Source organism: Janthinobacterium sp. LPB2021202312-11-4 (genome assembly GCF_037049705.1).
Classification (GTDB): Bacteria; Pseudomonadota; Gammaproteobacteria; order Pseudomonadales; family Pseudomonadaceae; genus Aquipseudomonas.
Genome location: NZ_JBAGKV010000001.1, coordinates 158,935 through 176,061, shown reverse-complemented (window position 1 = coordinate 176,061; position 17,127 = coordinate 158,935). Strand labels below are relative to the sequence as shown.

Genomic DNA, 17,127 nt, shown 5'->3' with positions numbered 1-17,127 from the left:
AGTGTCCTCGCAAGTGCATAAGTGGTTGGCGTTAGCCACCGGGTGCCATGGAGCGTTGGCGGTCGGTGACGGTTCAGGGGCTGAGCGTTTTATGTGTGCTCTAGCTCACCTGCTTGGCCAATTGGAAATCCATGTATTCGAAAGCGATCTGTTGCGCCTGCGCCGTGTCGAAAGCGTCTCCCGACAGCGCGCCGCGCAACCACAAGCCGTCAATCAACGCTGCCAGGCCTCGGGCGGCGTTGCGCGCATCATCGAGCGGCAACACACGGCGGAACTGGCAGCACAGGTTGGAATACAGACGGTGATCGTTGATCCGCTGCAACCTGTGCAATGACGGGTGGTGCATGCTGGTGGCCCAGAAGGCCAGCCAGGTTTTCATTGCCGGGCCATTGACTTGGCTGGCGTCGAAGTTGCCTTCGATAATCACCTGCAAATGAGCCCGTGGGCTGTCATCTGCCAGCGCCTGGCGGCGCGCGGTGACGTTCTCGCTGAGGACGCTCATCAGATACCGCATCGTGGCGGCGATCAGGCCATTCTTGTCCTGAAAATAGTGACTGATGATGCCATTCGAGACACCGGCCAAACGGGCGATCAGCGCAATGCTGGCGTCCCCCATTCCGACCTGATCGACAGCCTGCAATGTGGCTTCGATCAATTGCTGGCGGCGGATGGGTTGCATACCGACCTTGGGCATCTTGCACATCTCCTTAGGCCTTCCGACGGACGAAAAACGCCTATCGGATTGACGGCCAGTCTATTTTGTTTTGATTGAACGTTCAATCAACAAAGAATAAGATCTGCGACAATTCGTCGCTGCCTACAGGTTTTTCCTACGTGTAGTGGGCGGAAAAACGACATCTGAAAACGCTCGAAACCCCCGCGCACCGGCGCTATTGGGCTTCGGGCTTTTTTCGGGCTGTCTTTATATCACCCGCCGGTCGGCTGCCAACTAACCGATTGGTCGGGTAACGCGTTGCCTTGTGTTCTTCTCCCGCACTGCCCGGAGCCTCTGTGCCATGAGTTCTGCCTCTCTAATAAAGACCCCACCCGAGAAGGTGACGGTCAACGGTTGGGTGTTCTACACCTCTACCGCGTTGATTCTGTTGTTGACCGCCATTCTGATCATCGCCCCGCAAGAGGCCGGCAGATTGCTCGGTATCGCCCAGGCCTGGCTGTCCCGCAGCTTCGGCTGGTACTACATGGTGGTGATCGCCGCCTACCTGGTATTCGTCGTTGGCCTGGCGTTCTCGTCATACGGCAAGCTCAAACTGGGCAGCAAGGACGACACCCCGGACTTCAGTTACGGCGCCTGGGCGGGGATGCTGTTCTCGTCGGGTATCGGCATCTCGCTGCTGTACTTCGGTGCGTCGGAGCCGCTGGACCATTACTTCAACCCGCCGGAAGGCGTAGCCGCCAGCAATATGGCTGCGCGTCAGGCTGTGCAACTTACGTTCCTGCATTGGGGCCTGCACGGCTGGGCGATCTACGCATTGGTCGGTTTGGCCGTGGCCTACTTTGCTTACCGTCACAACCAGCCGCTGGCGTTGCGTTCGGCGTTGTATCCGCTGGTGGGCGAGCGTTGGGTCAAAGGCGCGGCCGGCCATGCGGTGGACGGCTTCGGCATGTTCGTGACCCTGCTGGGGCTGGTGACGAACCTGGGGATTGGTTCGCTGCAAGTGTCGTCGGGGCTGGAAAACCTGTTCGGCATGGAACACAGCAACACCAACCTGCTGATCGTGATCATCGTGATGAGCACCGTGGCGACCATTGCCGCCGTGTCCGGCGTGGAAAACGGCATTCGTCGTCTGTCCAACCTGAACATCGTGCTGTTCAGCGGTTTGCTGATTTTCGTGCTGCTGTTCGGCCCGACGCTGCACCTGCTCAACGGCTTTGTGCAGAACATCGGCGACTACCTGAACGGCGTGGTGCTGAAGACCTTCGACCTGTATGTGTACGAAGGCGACAGTGAGAAGTCCGACCGCTGGTTGGGTCTGTGGACCTTGTTCTACTGGGCGTGGTGGATTTCCTGGGCCCCATTCGTGGGCATGTTTATCGCGCGGATTTCCCGTGGTCGTACGGTGCGTGAGCTGGTGGCGGGCGTGTTGTTGATTCCGCTGGGTTTCACCCTGGCGTGGCTGTCGATCTTCGGTAACTCGGCCCTCGACCTGGTGATGAACCATGGGGCGGTGGAGCTCGGGAAGACGGCGCTCGAACAGCCGTCCATGGCGATCTACCAATTGCTGGAGCACTACCCGGCGTCGAAGATTGTGATCGGTGTGTCGATCTTTGTCGGCTTCGTGCTGTTCCTGACCCCGGCGGATTCCGGCGCGGTGATGATGGCCAACCTGTCCTGCAAGGGCGGCAACGTTGATGAAGATGCGCCGCACTGGCTGCGGATCTTCTGGTCGGCAGTGATCACCCTGGTGACCATCGGCTTGTTGTTCGCCGGTAACTTCGAAGCCATGCAAACCATGGTGGTACTGGCCGGTCTGCCGTTCTCGGTGGTGCTGGTGTTCTTCATGTTCGGTTTGCACAAGCAGATGCGCCAGGACGTGCAGGTCGAACAGGAGCAAGCGGAGCTGGCAGCGCGTGGTCGTCGTGGTTTCAGCGAGCGTTTGACTCAACTGGACCTGCAACCGAACCAGTCGATCGTGCAGCGCTTCATGGATAAACAAGTCAGCCCGGCACTGGAAGATGCCGCTGTGCAATTGCGCGCGCAGGGCCTGGACGTGCAAACGTTGCTGGGTAAATCCAAGCGTTGCATGGGCCTGCGGATCGAGATGGAAGAGGGCAACCCTTTTGTCTACGAAGTGAGCCTGGACGGCTATCTGGCGGCGGCGAGTGATACGGTGCCGGCGCAAAGTGCTGATGAACCCCGTGCACGCTACTACCGCGCCGAGGTTTACCTGCACAACGGCAGCCAGGACTACGACTTGATGGGCTTCACTCAGGATCAGATCACCCGTGACGTGCTCGATCAGTTTGAAAGCCATCGGCAGCTCCTTGGCCGTGTCTATAGCTAAACGTTGAGGGCGCGGTGCAGAGATGCACCGCGTTGCCTTTTTAAAGATCGCAGCCTTCGGCAGCTCCTACGCCGAGCGCATTCCTGTGTAGGAGCTGCCGAAGGCTGCGATCTTTTGATCTTTGCTCCTCAAACAAAAACGCCGCGATTCTCTCGCGGCGTTTTTGTGTCGGTTGCCTTAGCCCAGGTTCTTGCCGAGCAGCGCGTGGTACAGCTCGCTGTCGCCCAGAATCCCGACCACTTTGTTGTTGTCGTGCAGCACCAGTTTGTTGCCGGTCTGGTAACGAATCTGCAGCGCGTCGCGCATGCCGATGTTGGAGTCCACCAGCGTTGGCCGACGGCCCAAACCTTCAACCGCTTGCCCCGGTGCCCAGTTCTGCAGGTCCAGGCTGGCGCCGTTCTGGCGTGCGCCCTTGATGGTGTTGCCTTCGGCCAGGTCCAGCCACGAATCGCCGCCCGGATCGAGGCACACCGAGCCGTTGATGCGTTTGCAGTTGTCGAGGGTGCGCATCAGGCTGCGACCGCACAACACGTTCAGCGGATTGGTGTGGGCCACGAAGGTCCGCACGTAATCGTCCGCCGGGTTCAGCACGATCTCTTCCGGCACGCTGTACTGGATGATCCGGCCGTCTTTCATGATCGCGATACGGCTGCCCAGCTTCAGGGCTTCATCGAGGTCGTGACTCACGAACACGATGGTTTTGCTCAGCTTGCTTTGCAGTTCCAGCAGTTCGTCTTGCAGGCCTTGGCGGATCAGCGGGTCGAGGGCCGAGAACGGTTCGTCCATCAGCAGAATGTCCGCATCCATCGCCAACGCACGGGCCAGGCCCACGCGTTGCTGCATACCGCCGGAGAGTTCGTCAGGCTTCTTGTTGCGCCACTGGGTCAGGCCCACCAGCTCAAGCTTGTCGTCCACCAGTTTGCGGCGTTCTTTCTCGGGGCGACCCTGCATTTCCAGGCCGAAACTGATGTTCTCGCGCACCGTCAGCCACGGCATCAGGGCGAACTTCTGGAACACCATCGCGATGCGCTTGGTGCGCATCATTTTCAGCTCTGCCGGGGTACAGGAAGCGATGTCGATCTGCTTGCCTTCGTGCTCGACGAACAACTTGCCACGGCTCACGGTGTTGAGGCCGTTGATGCAGCGCAGCAGACTGGATTTGCCGGAGCCGGACAGGCCCATCAGCACGCAAATTTCGCCTTTTTCGACGTCCAGGCTGGCTTTTTCAACGCCGACGATCTGCCCGGTTTTTTTCAGGATCTGGTCGCGGGTCATGCCTTGGTCGAGGAGTTTGAGCGCCTCACGTGGGTCTTTGGAGAAGATCACGTCGACGTCTTCGAAGCGAATAATGCTCATGCGTCACCCCCTACTTTAGCGTCGGGTTGTTTGCAGATACGGTCGAGCATGATCGCCAGCAGTACGATTGCCAACCCGGCTTCGAAGCCCAGGGCGATATCGGCGGTGTTCAGTGCGTTGACCACAGGTTTGCCCAAGCCGTCGGCGCCCACCAGTGCCGCAATCACCACCATCGACAACGACAGCATGATGCACTGGGTGATACCGGCCGCGATGCTGGGCATGGCGTAAGGCAGTTCGATACGTGCGAGTAACTGGCGGCGCGAGCAGCCGAAGGCTTTGCCGGCGTCCATCAGTTCTGCGGGAACATCACGGATACCCAGGTAGGTCAGGCGGATCGGCGCGGCAATCGCGAACACCACCGTCGAGATCAGACCCGGGACCACGCCCAGCCCGAAGAGGGTCAGGGTCGGAATGAGGTACACGAACGTCGGCACGGTCTGCATCAGATCGAGCACCGGACGCATCAGTGTGTAGAACATCGGTTTGTGCGCGGCGACGATGCCCAACGGCACGCCGATGATCACGCAGACGAAGGTGGCAAACAGCACCTGGGCCAGGGTTTCCATGGTTTCCTGCCAGTACCCCAGATTGAGGATCAGCAGAAAGGAGGCGATGACGAAAACAGTCAGGCCCCATTTGCGTTGGATGAAGTGTGCCAGTAGCGCGATGAGGCCGATCAATGCAAACGGGTTGAACCAGGTCAACGCGAACGTCACGCCGTGGATCATCGTTTCCAGTGTCACGGCGATTGCGTCGAACGTGCTGGCGCCGTGTTGCGTCAACCATTCAACGAAGCCCGCGATGTACTGGCCTAAGGGGATTTTCTGATCAATCAGCATGGTAGTGAACGTCCGCATGCAAGGAAATAAACAGCCCGGACGGCCGAAGCCGTCCGGCGTAAGCGATTACTGTGCGAGCTTGGCTTTCACGGCCTCCAGGCCTGGTTTACCGTCAATGGTGGTCACGCCAGCGAGCCAGGTATCGAGCACCTGTGGGTTCTTTTTCAGCCAGGCCTTGGCCGCTGCGTCAGGCTTCATCTTGTCGTCCAGGATGTTGCCCATCAGCGAGCTTTCCATGTCCACGGTGAATTCCAGGTTTTTCAGCAGAGTGCCGACGTTGCTGCATTCCTGGACATAGCCCTTGCGGGTGTTGGTGGCCACGGTAGCCGCACCGAAGTCCGGGCCGAAGAAATCATCGCCACCGGTCAGGTATTGAATCTTGAAGCGCTTGTTCATCGGGTGCGGTGCCCAGCCGAGGAAGACCACGGCGGTATCGCGTTTCTGGGCGCGGTCAACCTGGGACAGCATCCCGGCTTCGCTGGACTCGACGACTTTGAAACCGGCGTCTTTGAGACCGAAGGCGTTCTTGTCGATCATGGTCTGGATCAGGCGGTTGCCGTCGTTGCCTGGCTCGATGCCGTAGATCTTGCCGTCGAGTTCTTTCTTGAATTTGGCGATGTCGGCGAAGTCATGCAGCCCTTTGTCGTACAGCGCTTGCGGTACGGCGAGGGTGTACTTGGCGCCGGTGAGGTTGGTGCGCACGACGTCAACGCTACCGGCATCGCGGTAGGCCTTGATGTCGTTTTCCATGGTCGGCATCCAGTTACCGAGGAACACGTCCATGTTCTTGCCGTCGGCCAGGGACTTGTAGGTCACGGGTACGGAAATCATGGTGGTCTTGGTTTTGTAGCCGAGGGCGTCGAGGACGACGCTGGTGGTCGCGGTCGTCGCGGTGATGTCGGTCCAGCCGACATCAGAGAAGTTTACGGTGCTGCACTGAGCGGGTTCTGCGGCTTGAGCCAGTAACGGCAGACTCAGCATGGCGGCCAACAACAACGACGGGGAACCTTTCATGGGTGGACTCCTTTGTGTTTTTTTTGGCAGTGTTCCGACTGGACCACCGCACTTATAGGTTGCGGTTGGATGGCGTTTTGGAGACAGCTCTACCACGGCGCCTTGCAATCGAGTCGATACGATCATGTACCAGTGAAAATCTGACGCCTACAGGGTGCGTCGTAACCAGTACAGGGATGGTCGCATCCAGTGTCGGTGACGTCGTTTACAGATTTTTTCAGCCCCTTTTACCCCTCTGATCCGCTAAAAAACGGCGAAAACGCAGCGTAAAAGACACGCGGCGTTGGTGGGCATGAGTGCGTCGGTGTGAGACGTCGAACAACACGACAAAAGCCTGATGATGCGGCCATCTCGACGGATTGCAGCTTGAGCGTAGCAGCTCCGTCACTGGGCGTTTTTGCGCCCGGAGTTGGCACATCCAGGAGTTCGGCAGTAATGGCTATCAGCGTTTTCGACCTGTTCAAAATCGGTATTGGCCCTTCCAGTTCGCACACCGTCGGCCCGATGCGGGCGGCGGCGCTGTTCGTGCAGGGTTTGCGTGAGCAGGGTCTTTTGGAACAAGTAAGACGCGTCGAAGTTCAGCTCTACGGTTCGTTGTCGGCCACCGGCATCGGTCACGGCAGCGACAACGCCGTGATCATGGGCCTGATGGGCGAGTGGCCGGATGCGATTGATCCGTCGCAAATCGGCATCCGTATCGAAAGCCTGCGTGAAACCCATATGTTGTTGCTCGACGGTCGCCTGTCGGTGCCGTTCATCTGGGCTCGGGACATGCGCCTGATCGACGAGAACCTGCCATTCCATCCGAATGCCATGACCTTGATCGTAGAAGGCGATCACGGCGAGCTGCACCGCGACACCTACTATTCGATTGGTGGCGGCTTTGTCGTCGATGAGGCTCAGGCCTCAAGCGGCGTGGTGGATCTGGACCGCACCGTGTTGCCCTATGACTTTTCCAGTGCGGTAGAACTGTTGGAGCTGTGCCAGAAGCACAACCTGCGCGTGGCCGAATTGATGATGGCCAACGAGAAGGTCTGGCGCAGCGAAGAAGAAATCCGCAGCGGTCTGATGAAACTCTGGCGCGCCATGCAGGATTGCGTCGAGCAAGGCCTCAAGCACGAAGGCATCCTGCCCGGCGGATTGAATGTGCGTCGGCGTGCGGCCAAGTTGCACCGCAGCCTGCAAGAACTCGGCAAGCCCAACGTGATCGGCTCGACCTTGAGCGCCATGGAATGGGTCAACCTGTTCGCCCTGGCGGTCAACGAAGAAAACGCGGCGGGCGGGCGTATGGTCACGGCGCCGACCAATGGCGCGGCGGGAATCATTCCGGCGGTGTTGCACTACTTTATGAAGTTCAGCGAGGCGGTGACTGACGCCAACGTGGTCGATTATTTCCTCAGCGCTGCGGCGGTGGGAATCCTGTGCAAAAAGAACGCCTCGATCTCCGGTGCCGAAGTCGGGTGCCAGGGCGAAGTCGGTTCGGCTTGCGCCATGGCGGCAGCGGGGCTGGCGGAGATTCTCGGCGCCACGCCGGAGCAATTGTGCAACGCGGCGGAAATCGGCCTGGAACATAACCTCGGGCTGACCTGCGACCCGGTGGGCGGGCTGGTGCAAGTGCCGTGCATCGAGCGCAATGCGATTGCGGCGGTGAAGGCGATCAATGCGGCGCAAATGGCCTTGCGGGGTGATGGGCAGCACTTTATTTCGCTGGACCGGGTGATCCGCACCATGCGCGATACCGGCGCGGACATGCACGACAAATATAAAGAGACATCGCGTGGCGGGTTGGCGGTTAGCGCGGTGGAGTGTTGATTCAGTAGGACCGAGTCGCCCTCATTCGCGGGCAAGCCTCGCTCCTACAGGTTTTGTGTCGAACACATGATCGCGACAAACCTCAATCCTGTAGGAGCGAGGCTTGCCCGCGAAGGCGCCAGACCAATCAAAACTGCGCGCTAAGTGAACACCCGCTGCAAAACACGCCACCTTTTAGCGCGTCGCAATCAGACAAGCGCCTTTCCCGCGAATCGGGATCCAGGTTGGCCATTACCGCCCGTCACCTGTGCTTGCGGTGACACTCTTCTCCAGCACGTCGAAGCCCTGTTCCCACAAGTGCTACCGATTTGCTCACACCCTGCCGGGCCGTGCGTTTGCCCGGTTTGATGGCACTTATAACCCCCACTCTGCGCACGGCTTATATAGACACGCCGCGACGTCGTTTTCAGGAGTTATTGAACGCTCATTCAATTTTAGGCATGGCATTTGCTCTGTCATTACAAAGCCCGTCTCCCACGCGAGAACGATGGCAATAACAAGAGCCTCCGCCTGAGGCCATCACCCGCTTTGTGTGAGGAGATACCGCGATGACGACGTTCAACTCCGGGGCTCAACCCCAGAACCGTGCGCCTCAATCCATCGGCTTTCTGCTGCTGGACAATTTCACGCTGATTTCTCTGGCCTCCGCCGTAGAACCCCTGCGCATGGCCAACCAATTGTCCGGTCGCGAGCTGTATCGCTGGACCACACTCACCGTCGACGGCGGCCAGGTCTGGGCCAGCGACGGTCTGCAAATCACCCCCGATTGCTCCATGCACAAAGCGCCGGCCATGGACACCATCATTGTCTGTGGCGGTATCGGCATCCAGCGCACGGTGACCCGTGAACACGTGTCATGGCTGCAAAGTCAGGCACGCCAGTCCAAGCGCCTGGGCGCGGTCTGCACCGGCAGTTGGGCCCTGGCCTGCGCCGGTCTGCTGGACGGTTTCGATTGCAGCGTGCACTGGGAATGCCTGGCGGCCATGCAGGAAGCGTTTCCCCGCGTGGCCATGAGCACTCGTTTGTTCACCCTCGACCGTAACCGTTTCACCAGTTCCGGCGGCACCGCGCCGCTGGACATGATGCTGCACCTGATCAGCCGCGATCACGGCCGTGAACTGTCGGCGGCGATTTCGGAGATGTTCGTCTACGAGCGTATCCGCAACGAACAGGATCACCAGCGCGTGCCGCTCAAGCACATGCTCGGCACCAACCAGCCGAAGTTGCAGGAAATCGTCGCGCTGATGGAAGCCAACCTGGAAGAGCCGATCGACCTCGACGAACTGGCGGTGTACGTCGCTGTTTCCCGTCGTCAGTTGGAGCGGCTGTTCCAGAAATACCTGCACTGCTCGCCGTCGCGTTACTACCTGAAACTGCGTTTGATTCGTGCGCGGCAATTGCTCAAGCAAACGCCCATGTCGATCATCGAAGTGGCGTCGGTCTGCGGGTTTGTCTCCACGCCGCACTTCTCCAAGTGCTACCGCGAATACTTCGGCATTCCACCGCGTGACGAACGCGTAGGTTCCAACACCACGCAACAGGTGGCGATGATGCCGCTGCCGCAAGCGCTGGTGCTGTCGCCGTTGTCCGGGCCGTTGTCGGCGTTGAGCCAGGCGCGTAATGAGTCGACGTTTGCCAGCGTAAGGCTGTAAACCGAGGGGCTTTTAGAAAAGATCGCAGCCTTCGGCAGCTCCTACAGGGATTGATGGACATCTGTAGGAGCTGCCGAAGGCTGCGATCTTTTGATCTTCTATCAGGCGCTACGGCTTTGCTGATACGCCGCCAATGCCGGTAACAACTGCTTGTCGATCGCTTGGCGCACGGCCGGCAGGATGGTCGCGCTGCTGGTGTACATCTGCTTGACCATCGTGCGCAGCACTATCGCCCGCTCATCGTTCAAACCCCGCACCGCACACTCGCAAGCCTGCTCGGCCGTAGCGCCGCTCGGTACTTGAAAGCCCAATGATTTCAGCTGGCCCAACAGATCTTCCTGGTCAATCAAATCGGCGTACATCATGACGCAATCCTTCTTCAGGGAACGGTGTCGTGGCTCGATTCTGGTAGGGGCAGGGGGTGGCGGCAAGGGCGATTTGTCGCAATGGCCGCAATACCTATGAACAGGTCGTTTTCGACTAACTTGCTTCGGATGGGAGTGGGCACACTGGATTCAGCTGGCTACACGATGGTTTGGTCACCCTCGCGCAACAGCTCCTCAACAGTACTTGTGCCCCGATCCTGTCACGGCTTGATCGGGGCTTTTTTTGCCTGTTGAAACGCAAAAGATCGCAGCCTTCGGCAGCTCCTACAGGGGTTACGTGCACCTGCGACATCATGGATGCAGGCGCTTCCTGTAGGCGCTGCCGACGGCTGCGATCTTTATCGGTCTAACGCTGCAACACCAAAATCCGCGACAACAACTCATCCCGATCCACATAACAGCCCTGGAAATGCCGGGCACCGGTGGCGGGGTCGAAGGCGTTGCGGGCGTGGAGGGTGCGGCGGTTGTCGAAACACCACAACTCGCCGGGATTGAGCCGCGTCATCACCCGGAATCGCGCCTCGCGGGTCATCGCAATAAAGCGGCGGTAGGCGCGGTACAGCGTGGGCATGTTTTCCACCGAGGCATCGAACGGCCCGCGCAGAAAGTTCGCCATGCGGATTTCCGACACCTGCCCCAACGCATCCAATGCAATGATCGGCGCCAGGCAGCGGTAGTCGCTGTGGCGGTCCTTGTTGCGGAACTCCACGGGGAGTTCACACAGGGCCTTGAACGACTCCGGGCTCTCCACCCGCAGCGCCTCGGCAATGGCAAAACCGTCGACGAAAATACTCTCGCCACCCTCGGCGTCATTGACCAGGCAATGCAGGAATTGCAGCCCCGGTTGCAACTCCCGGGTCGGCAGGTCGCTGTGCAGCGGCAGGTTGAAAGCGGTGTAGGCATTGCTGTCGGCATCGGCCTTGGATTGCACGTTGAACAGCACGCCGAAATTGCTCTCGCGGATGAAGGAAATCCGCTGGGCGATCAGCTTCAACGAGCCGGTTTCGGTGGGCACGCCCCGTACCTGCGTCAGGCCGATATCCCGCACCGCCAGCAGCCATTGCAGCAAGGCATGGTTGTCGTCCATCAGCGCTTGATACTCGAACACCGGCAGCTTCAGTTCACTGTTCCACAGCCTGGATTTTGGCTTGGCGGCCTGACGCTCGGCGCGGGACTCGTCGTCATAGGCATGGGCCCGCAACCAGCCCGGATCGAAGCGGCTGAGGTGGCCGTCCTGCCATTCGATACACAGACTGCCGTCGGCATCGATACGGGCCTGAAGTGCTGTCAGGTCGTCAGCGACATCGACGATTTCCAGCACTTGCTCGCGGGTTACGGTGTAGACGCACAGCGGGCACGGGCAGTTGTCCCGCAGCCATTGGTGATGAAAGGGGCTGACGCGACCGTCAGCCCATTTCACCAGGACGCGATCCGCCAGCGGCTGCACGCCGGTCAACGCGCTGATCAACGGATAAGTACGGAAGTCGGCAACAGCGGCGGCGGTGTTCATGGCGATCTCCTAGTTATTTTTTTGGGGGTAATGCGATCACTCGGCCAATGTATTCAGGGGTTGGCAGGTCCGTTTGCTCGGCGACGATGGCGTGCAGCTTGCTCAGGGTTTCTTCGCTGAACGGTGCCGAACGCGGCCCGGCGAGATCGACGTGCAGCAGCATTTGCTCGTTGCCGGCCAGTTCCTTGTCACCGCCCACCAGGTGCAGGCTGTGGTAGAGGTGCAGGCGTTTGCTGTCGTGGGCGATGATTTGCGTGTGCACTTCGACGTCGGCGTCGAGCTTCACTTCGTGCAGGTAGTTGAGGTGCAGTTCGAGGGTGAACAACGAGTTGCCGCTGGCTTCGCGGTTGTTGCTGTCCATGCCGAGCCGATCCATCAGCGCGTCGGTGGCGTAGCTGAAAATCAGCAGGTAGAAGGCATCGCGCAAGTGGCCGTTGTAGTCGACCCAGTCGGGGATGATTCTGGTTTGGTAGGTGGTGAGGGTGGGCATGTCGTCACATCCGAAAATGGTTGAAACCTGTAGGAGCGAGGCTTGCCCGCGAAGACGGTATTCCTGCCGCAAGAGATCCGTCGGATGTACCGGCCTCTTCGCGGGCAAGCCTCGCTCCTACAGGGGCTAGCGGCGCTTAGTCGGCAAACGCCATCCCGTGCTTCTCTTTGGTGGTTTTCACCGCTTCCAGCACCGCGAGCAGGCAATCATCACGATAGCGTTCCAGCGCCGAAATACTGTGGGTGCCCAACTGATCGCTGGTGCCATCGACCACATCGTCAATCAGCTTGTCGGTCAGCTCCGGCGCCGGCAGGTACGTCCACGGCAACTGCAACGCCGGGCCGAACTGCGCCATGAAGTGCCGCATCCCGGCATCACCGCCCGCCAGGGTGTAGGTCAAAAACGTGCCCATGAACGACCAGCGCAGACCGGCGCCAAAGCGAATTGCATCATCGATTTCACCGGTGGTCGCCACGCCATCGTTGACCAGGTGCAGCGCCTCGCGCCACAGCGCTTCGAGCAAACGGTCGGCGATAAACCCCGGCACTTCTTTGCGCACATGCAGCGGACGCATCCCTAAGGATTCGTAGACTTTGATTGCCGCTTGGATGGCTTCAGGCGCGGTGTTCTTGCCGCCGACCACTTCCACCAATGGCAACAGGTAAACCGGGTTGAACGGATGCCCGACCACGCAACGTTCCGGGTGGGTCGAACCTTCGTAGAACTCGCTCGGCAACAGCCCCGAGGTGCTGGAGCCGATCAGTGCGTTGGGCTTGGCCGCCGCGCTGATTTTTGCGTGCAGTTCCAGTTTCAGCTCCAGGCGTTCCGGGGCGCTTTCCTGGATGAAATCGGCGTCGCGCACACATTCTTCAATGGTTGCGACAAAGCGCAGGCGATCTTGCGAAGCGCCGGGCGCCAGGCCTTGTTTTTCCAGCGCGCCCCAGGCATTGGCGACCCGCTTGCGCAGGGCGGCTTCGGCACCGGGCGCCGGGTCCCAGGCCACCACGTCGAGGCCATGGGCGAGGGCGCGGGAGACCCAGCCGCTGCCGATGACACCGCTGCCCAGCGCGGCGAAGGTTTTGATTTCGGTGATAAAGCTCATGGCGTCTTCCTAAAGAATTTCGATGACCTGTAGGAGCTGCCGCAGGCTGCGATCTTTTGATCTTGTTTTTAAAAATCAAAGTCAAAAGATCGCAGCCTGCGGCAGCTCCTACGGGGGGTATGAGTGAGGTCAGCCGCGCTTGGTCAGGCCCATTTTTGCCCGGCCTTCCGCTGGCGTCATGACGCGAGCGCCGAGGCAGCTGAGGATTTCGCTGGCGCGTTCGACCAGTTGACCGTTGGTCGCCAGTACGCCTTTGTCCAGCCACAGGTTGTCTTCCAGCCCGACCCGCACGTTGCCGCCGAGCAGCACCGCTTGGGCGGCCATCGGCATTTGCATGCGACCGATGCCGAACCCGGCCCAGACCGCGTCGGCCGGCAGGTTGTCGACCATGGCTTTCATGGTGGTGGTGTCGGCCGGCGCGCCCCACGGGATGCCTAGGCACAGCTGGAACAGCGGGTTGTCGAGCAGGCCTTCCTTGATCATCTGCTTGGCGAACCACAGGTGACCGGTGTCGAAGATTTCCAGCTCGGCCTTCACGCCCAGCTCTTGAATGCGTTTGGCGCCAGCGCGCAACTGCGCCGGGGTGGACACGTAAATCGTGTCGCCATCGCCGAAGTTCAGGGTGCCGCAATCGAGGGTGCAGATTTCCGGCAGCAGTTCTTCAACGTGGGCCAGGCGGGTCAACGGGCCGACCAGGTCAGTGTTCGGGCCGAACTCCATCGGGTTCTCGCCTGCGCCGATTTCCAGGTCGCCGCCCATGCCGGCGGTGAGGTTGACGATGATGTCCACGTCCGCCTCGCGGATGCGCTCCATCACTTCGCGGTACAGCGCCACGTCACGGCTGAATTTGCCGGTTTCGGGGTCGCGAACGTGGCAGTGGACCACGGTGGCGCCAGCCTTGGCGGCTTCCACGGCGGCCGCAGCGATTTGTTTCGGGGTGACCGGCACGTGTGGGCTTCTGGCGGTCGTGTCGCCAGCACCGGTGAGTGCGCAGGTGATGATGACGTCGTGGTTCATGAGGCGATTCCTGTTCTTTATGGGTGTGGCAGGCGTGATTTAGCCGTCCGCAGCCCATGCAGGGCTGCGATTCGGTGGTTTATGTCGGGTTTATTTACTGGTCAGTTGCAGGTTTTCAGCGGCCGGTTTGCCATCGAACGTGGTCACACCTTCGAGCCAGCGCTGCTTGTCTTGCGGGTGATCCTTGAGCCATTGCTTGGCCGATTCGAAGGCGTCCTTGTGATCCAGCAGCGGCTGCATCATCCGGCTCTCGTCTTCGGCGCTGTAGGTCAGGTTGCTCAGCAGGCGACCGATGTTCGGGCATTGCTGCGCGTAGTTCGGCGAGGTGACGGTCCAGACCGTGGCCATGCCTTCGTTCGGGCCCAGGGCGTCGTCGCTACCGGTGAGGTAGGTCATTTTCACGTTGACGTTCATCGGGTGCGGCGCCCAGCCGAAGAACACCACGGCTTCGTTGCGGCGCACGGCGCGATCCACCGCCGCGAGCATCCCGGCCTCACTGGACTCGACCAGTTGGAATTTGCCGAGGCCAAACTGATTCTTGGCGATCATTGCCTTGATCTGGGTATTGGCGCCCGAGCCTGGCTCGATGCCGTAGATCTTGCCGCCCAGTTCTTTTTCGAACTTGGCGATGTCGGCGAAGGTTTTCAGGCCTTTGTCGGCCAGGTAAGTCGGTACGGCGAGGGTCGCGCGGGCGTCTTTGAGGCTCGGCGCTTCGAGGACTTTGACCTGCTTGCCATCGACGAACGGGGTGATGGTCTGGGTCATCAGCGGGTTCCAGTAGCCGAGGAACAGGTCCAGGCGCTGGTCGCGAATCCCGGCGAAGATGATTTGCTGGGAGGCGCTGGTTTGTTTGGTGTTGTAGCCGAGGCCATCGAGCAAGACCTGGGTCATGGCGCTGGTGGCGATCACGTCGGTCCAGTTCACTACGCCCATGCGCACGTTCTGGCACGCGGCAGGTTCGGCGGCCATGACACTGGCGCTCAATAAAGCGGTACCGCTGAGTGCAAGAACACAGCTGCTGATCAGTCGTTTCATGGTGGGTTCCTCGGCAGGTCGTTATTGTGGGTCCCGGTGTCTTCGTGCGCCGGTGATGCCAAGTTACGCAGCTAAGCCCCCGGCAAAGCGCACTGCGGCGACCAGCTCTTGCACTGCAGCGACCTGAGCTCTTGAATGCCGTCGACAACTGGCGTATCAACGTCCACACGCTTCCCGCCTCTCGTTACCAGCCAGTCGAGTGCGCTCCATGTCCCAGGATTTCTACTTCATGTTGATGCCGGGTTTCTCGGCCATCGGTTTTATCTCGGCCATCGAGCCGCTGCGGGTCGCCAATCGCTTTCGCGGCGAGCTCTATCGCTGGCATGTGCTGAGCGCTGATGGCGGGGCGGTGTTGGCCAGTAACGGCATGTCGGTCAACGCCGACGCGGCGCTGGAACCGCTGAAAAAAGGCGCGACGCTATTGGTCGTGGCTGGTTTCGAACCCTTGAAATTCGCCACGCCCGCGCTGGAACACTGGCTGCGCCGACTGGACAACGAAGGCGTGACCCTCGGCGCCATCGACACCGGCAGCTTCGTCCTCGCCGAAGCCGGCCTGCTCGACGGCCATCGCCTGACCCTGCACTGGGAAGCCATCGACGCGTTCAAGGAGTCTTATCCACAGCTCAGCGTCACCCAGGAGCTGTTCGAGATCGACCGCCGGCGCATCACCTCGGCGGGCGGCACCGCGTCCATCGACCTGATGCTCGACCTGATCGGCCAGGCCCACGGTCCGGAACTGGCAATCCAGGTCAGCGAACAATTCGTGCTCGGGCGCATCCGCCCGCGCAAAGACCACCAGCGCATGGAAGTCGCCACGCGTTATGGCATCAGCAACAAGAAGCTTGTTCACGTGATCGGCGAGATGGAACAACACAGCGAACCGCCGCTGAGTACGCTGGAATTGGCAGAGTCGATCAAAGTGACGCGGCGACAGTTGGAGCGGCTGTTTCGCCTGCATTTGAACGACACCCCGAGCAATTTCTACCTGCGATTACGCCTGGAAAAGGCGCGGCAGTTGTTGCGTCAGACCGATATGAGCGTGCTGGAAGTGAGCATTGCGTGCGGGTTTGAATCGCCGTCGTATTTCACCCGCAGTTATCGGGCACGGTTTGAGCGGTGTCCGCGTGAGGATCGCCGGCAAAGCCAAAAGGCCTGAGCACGGCCCTTGTAGGAGCAAGGCTTGCCCGCGAAGGCGGTGTGTCTGGCAACATTGATGTTGAATGTGCCGGCCTCTTCGCGGGCAAGCCTCGCTCCTACAGGTTATATGACGTTACTTCTTCATCAGCCCGGAACACGCCGCTTTATAAGCCTCATGCTGATACTTGTTCAACGTCCCCGGCAGTTCGAAATTGTGCTTCTTGGCCTGGGCATTGATGGTCTGCGGCGACAGCAGCGTCACCTCGCAATTCTCCAGCAACTGAAAAACGCCCTCGATCTTGAACGTGGTCGGCCCACCGGCAAACTCGCCTTTCTTGCTGCGCTTCTTGATCGCAATCCGGTCAATGGCGTTCTCGCGCACAAACGATGCGACCTGGGCGGCGAAGACTTTGACGTTAGCCGCTTCGTCGTCATCGCCCAGGGCGATTTTCTTGGTGGCCAGGGCGACGTGGCTCAGGGCCTGACCGTCGAGGGAGGCCACGGCGATGATCGCTTCGCTGCCTTTGATTTCGATGCCGCAGATTTTCATTGGAGATTCCTTAACGAGCTGATGGCCGACAGCTTACAGCTCAAGGTGGGGTATGCAGGAAACGGTAGTTGATGTGGTGTGTATTAAAGGTATATATATTGTCTTTTATATGAATTTATCTGCATTAATAGGCTAAATATTGGCTCATAAAAATGAGATATACATAGTGCTGCTACACTTGCTCACACTCCTACTGAGGTA

At 59.8% G+C, this 17,127-nt stretch carries 15 protein-coding genes; 4 read left to right on the top strand and 11 right to left on the bottom strand.

Annotated features, from left to right (window positions below; genetic code table 11):
- Positions 1-100: 100 nt before the first annotated feature.
- On the bottom strand, positions 101-694 hold the full coding sequence (betI, locus tag V5E99_RS00755; RefSeq protein WP_499800156.1) for a transcriptional regulator BetI: 594 nt from the start codon (positions 692-694) through the stop codon (positions 101-103).
- 322 nt (positions 695-1,016) lie between these two features.
- Here betI and V5E99_RS00750 point away from each other — a divergent pair, with 322 nt between their 5' ends.
- Entirely contained in the window at positions 1,017-3,023 is a 2,007-nt protein-coding gene (locus V5E99_RS00750; RefSeq protein WP_499800155.1) for a BCCT family transporter, read from the top strand.
- Positions 3,024-3,200: 177 nt separating this feature from the next.
- On the opposite strand, the gene choV is transcribed toward V5E99_RS00750, so the two are convergent.
- From choV to V5E99_RS00735, 3 genes are all read right to left on the bottom strand, one after another.
- Positions 3,201-4,379, bottom strand: a complete 1,179-nt coding sequence (gene choV / locus V5E99_RS00745) for a choline ABC transporter ATP-binding protein (RefSeq protein ID WP_499800154.1) — start codon at positions 4,377-4,379, stop codon at positions 3,201-3,203.
- The gene (gene choW / locus V5E99_RS00740; RefSeq protein WP_499800153.1) at positions 4,376-5,221 is read right to left on the bottom strand and encodes a choline ABC transporter permease subunit; all 846 of its coding nucleotides are present in this window, start codon (positions 5,219-5,221) and stop codon (positions 4,376-4,378) included. Before choW ends, choV begins: the two co-directional genes overlap by 4 nt.
- Positions 5,222-5,287: 66 nt before the next feature.
- On the bottom strand, positions 5,288-6,235 hold the full coding sequence (locus V5E99_RS00735) for a choline ABC transporter substrate-binding protein (RefSeq protein WP_499800152.1): 948 nt from the start codon (positions 6,233-6,235) through the stop codon (positions 5,288-5,290).
- A 435-nt stretch (positions 6,236-6,670) separates the two neighbouring features.
- Here V5E99_RS00735 and V5E99_RS00730 point away from each other — a divergent pair, with 435 nt between their 5' ends.
- Both V5E99_RS00730 and gbdR read left to right on the top strand, forming a co-directional pair.
- Complete coding sequence (locus V5E99_RS00730) at positions 6,671-8,047, top strand: L-serine ammonia-lyase (RefSeq protein WP_499800151.1); 1,377 nt, start codon at positions 6,671-6,673, stop codon at positions 8,045-8,047.
- Between the two features lie 548 nt (positions 8,048-8,595).
- Entirely contained in the window at positions 8,596-9,699 is a 1,104-nt protein-coding gene (gene gbdR, locus V5E99_RS00725; RefSeq protein ID WP_499800150.1) for a choline metabolism transcriptional regulator GbdR, read from the top strand.
- A 101-nt stretch (positions 9,700-9,800) separates the two neighbouring features.
- Here gbdR and V5E99_RS00720 read toward each other — a convergent pair whose 3' ends face one another.
- The 6 genes from V5E99_RS00720 to choX form a co-directional block, all read right to left on the bottom strand.
- On the bottom strand, positions 9,801-10,064 hold the full coding sequence (locus V5E99_RS00720; RefSeq protein WP_499800149.1) for a hypothetical protein: 264 nt from the start codon (positions 10,062-10,064) through the stop codon (positions 9,801-9,803).
- 367 nt (positions 10,065-10,431) lie between these two features.
- Entirely contained in the window at positions 10,432-11,595 is a 1,164-nt protein-coding gene (locus V5E99_RS00715) for a gamma-butyrobetaine dioxygenase (RefSeq protein ID WP_499800147.1), read from the bottom strand.
- A 13-nt stretch (positions 11,596-11,608) separates the two neighbouring features.
- A complete protein-coding gene (locus V5E99_RS00710; protein ID WP_499800146.1) occupies positions 11,609-12,085 on the bottom strand; it encodes a thioesterase family protein in 477 nt (158 codons plus the stop codon).
- 136 nt (positions 12,086-12,221) lie between these two features.
- A complete protein-coding gene (locus V5E99_RS00705) occupies positions 12,222-13,187 on the bottom strand; it encodes an L-carnitine dehydrogenase (protein ID WP_213940288.1) in 966 nt (321 codons plus the stop codon).
- Positions 13,188-13,316: 129 nt separating this feature from the next.
- Positions 13,317-14,204 (bottom strand): 3-dehydrocarnitine:acetyl-CoA trimethylamine transferase CdhC, encoded by an 888-nt coding sequence (cdhC, locus tag V5E99_RS00700; protein ID WP_499800145.1) that lies wholly within the window; start codon positions 14,202-14,204, stop codon positions 13,317-13,319.
- A gap of 90 nt (positions 14,205-14,294) precedes the next feature.
- Positions 14,295-15,239 carry a choline ABC transporter substrate-binding protein gene (gene choX / locus V5E99_RS00695; RefSeq protein WP_499800144.1) on the bottom strand — a complete coding sequence of 315 codons (945 nt, stop codon included), beginning with the start codon at positions 15,237-15,239 and terminating at the stop codon, positions 14,295-14,297.
- Between the two features lie 208 nt (positions 15,240-15,447).
- Between choX and V5E99_RS00690 the strand changes: the two genes are divergently transcribed.
- A complete protein-coding gene (locus V5E99_RS00690; protein ID WP_497655640.1) occupies positions 15,448-16,395 on the top strand; it encodes a GlxA family transcriptional regulator in 948 nt (315 codons plus the stop codon).
- Between the two features lie 114 nt (positions 16,396-16,509).
- On the opposite strand, the gene V5E99_RS00685 is transcribed toward V5E99_RS00690, so the two are convergent.
- Positions 16,510-16,926: a DUF3010 family protein gene (locus V5E99_RS00685; protein WP_499800143.1), complete on the bottom strand. Its 417-nt coding sequence runs from the start codon at positions 16,924-16,926 to the stop codon at positions 16,510-16,512.
- Positions 16,927-17,127 lie beyond the last annotated feature (201 nt).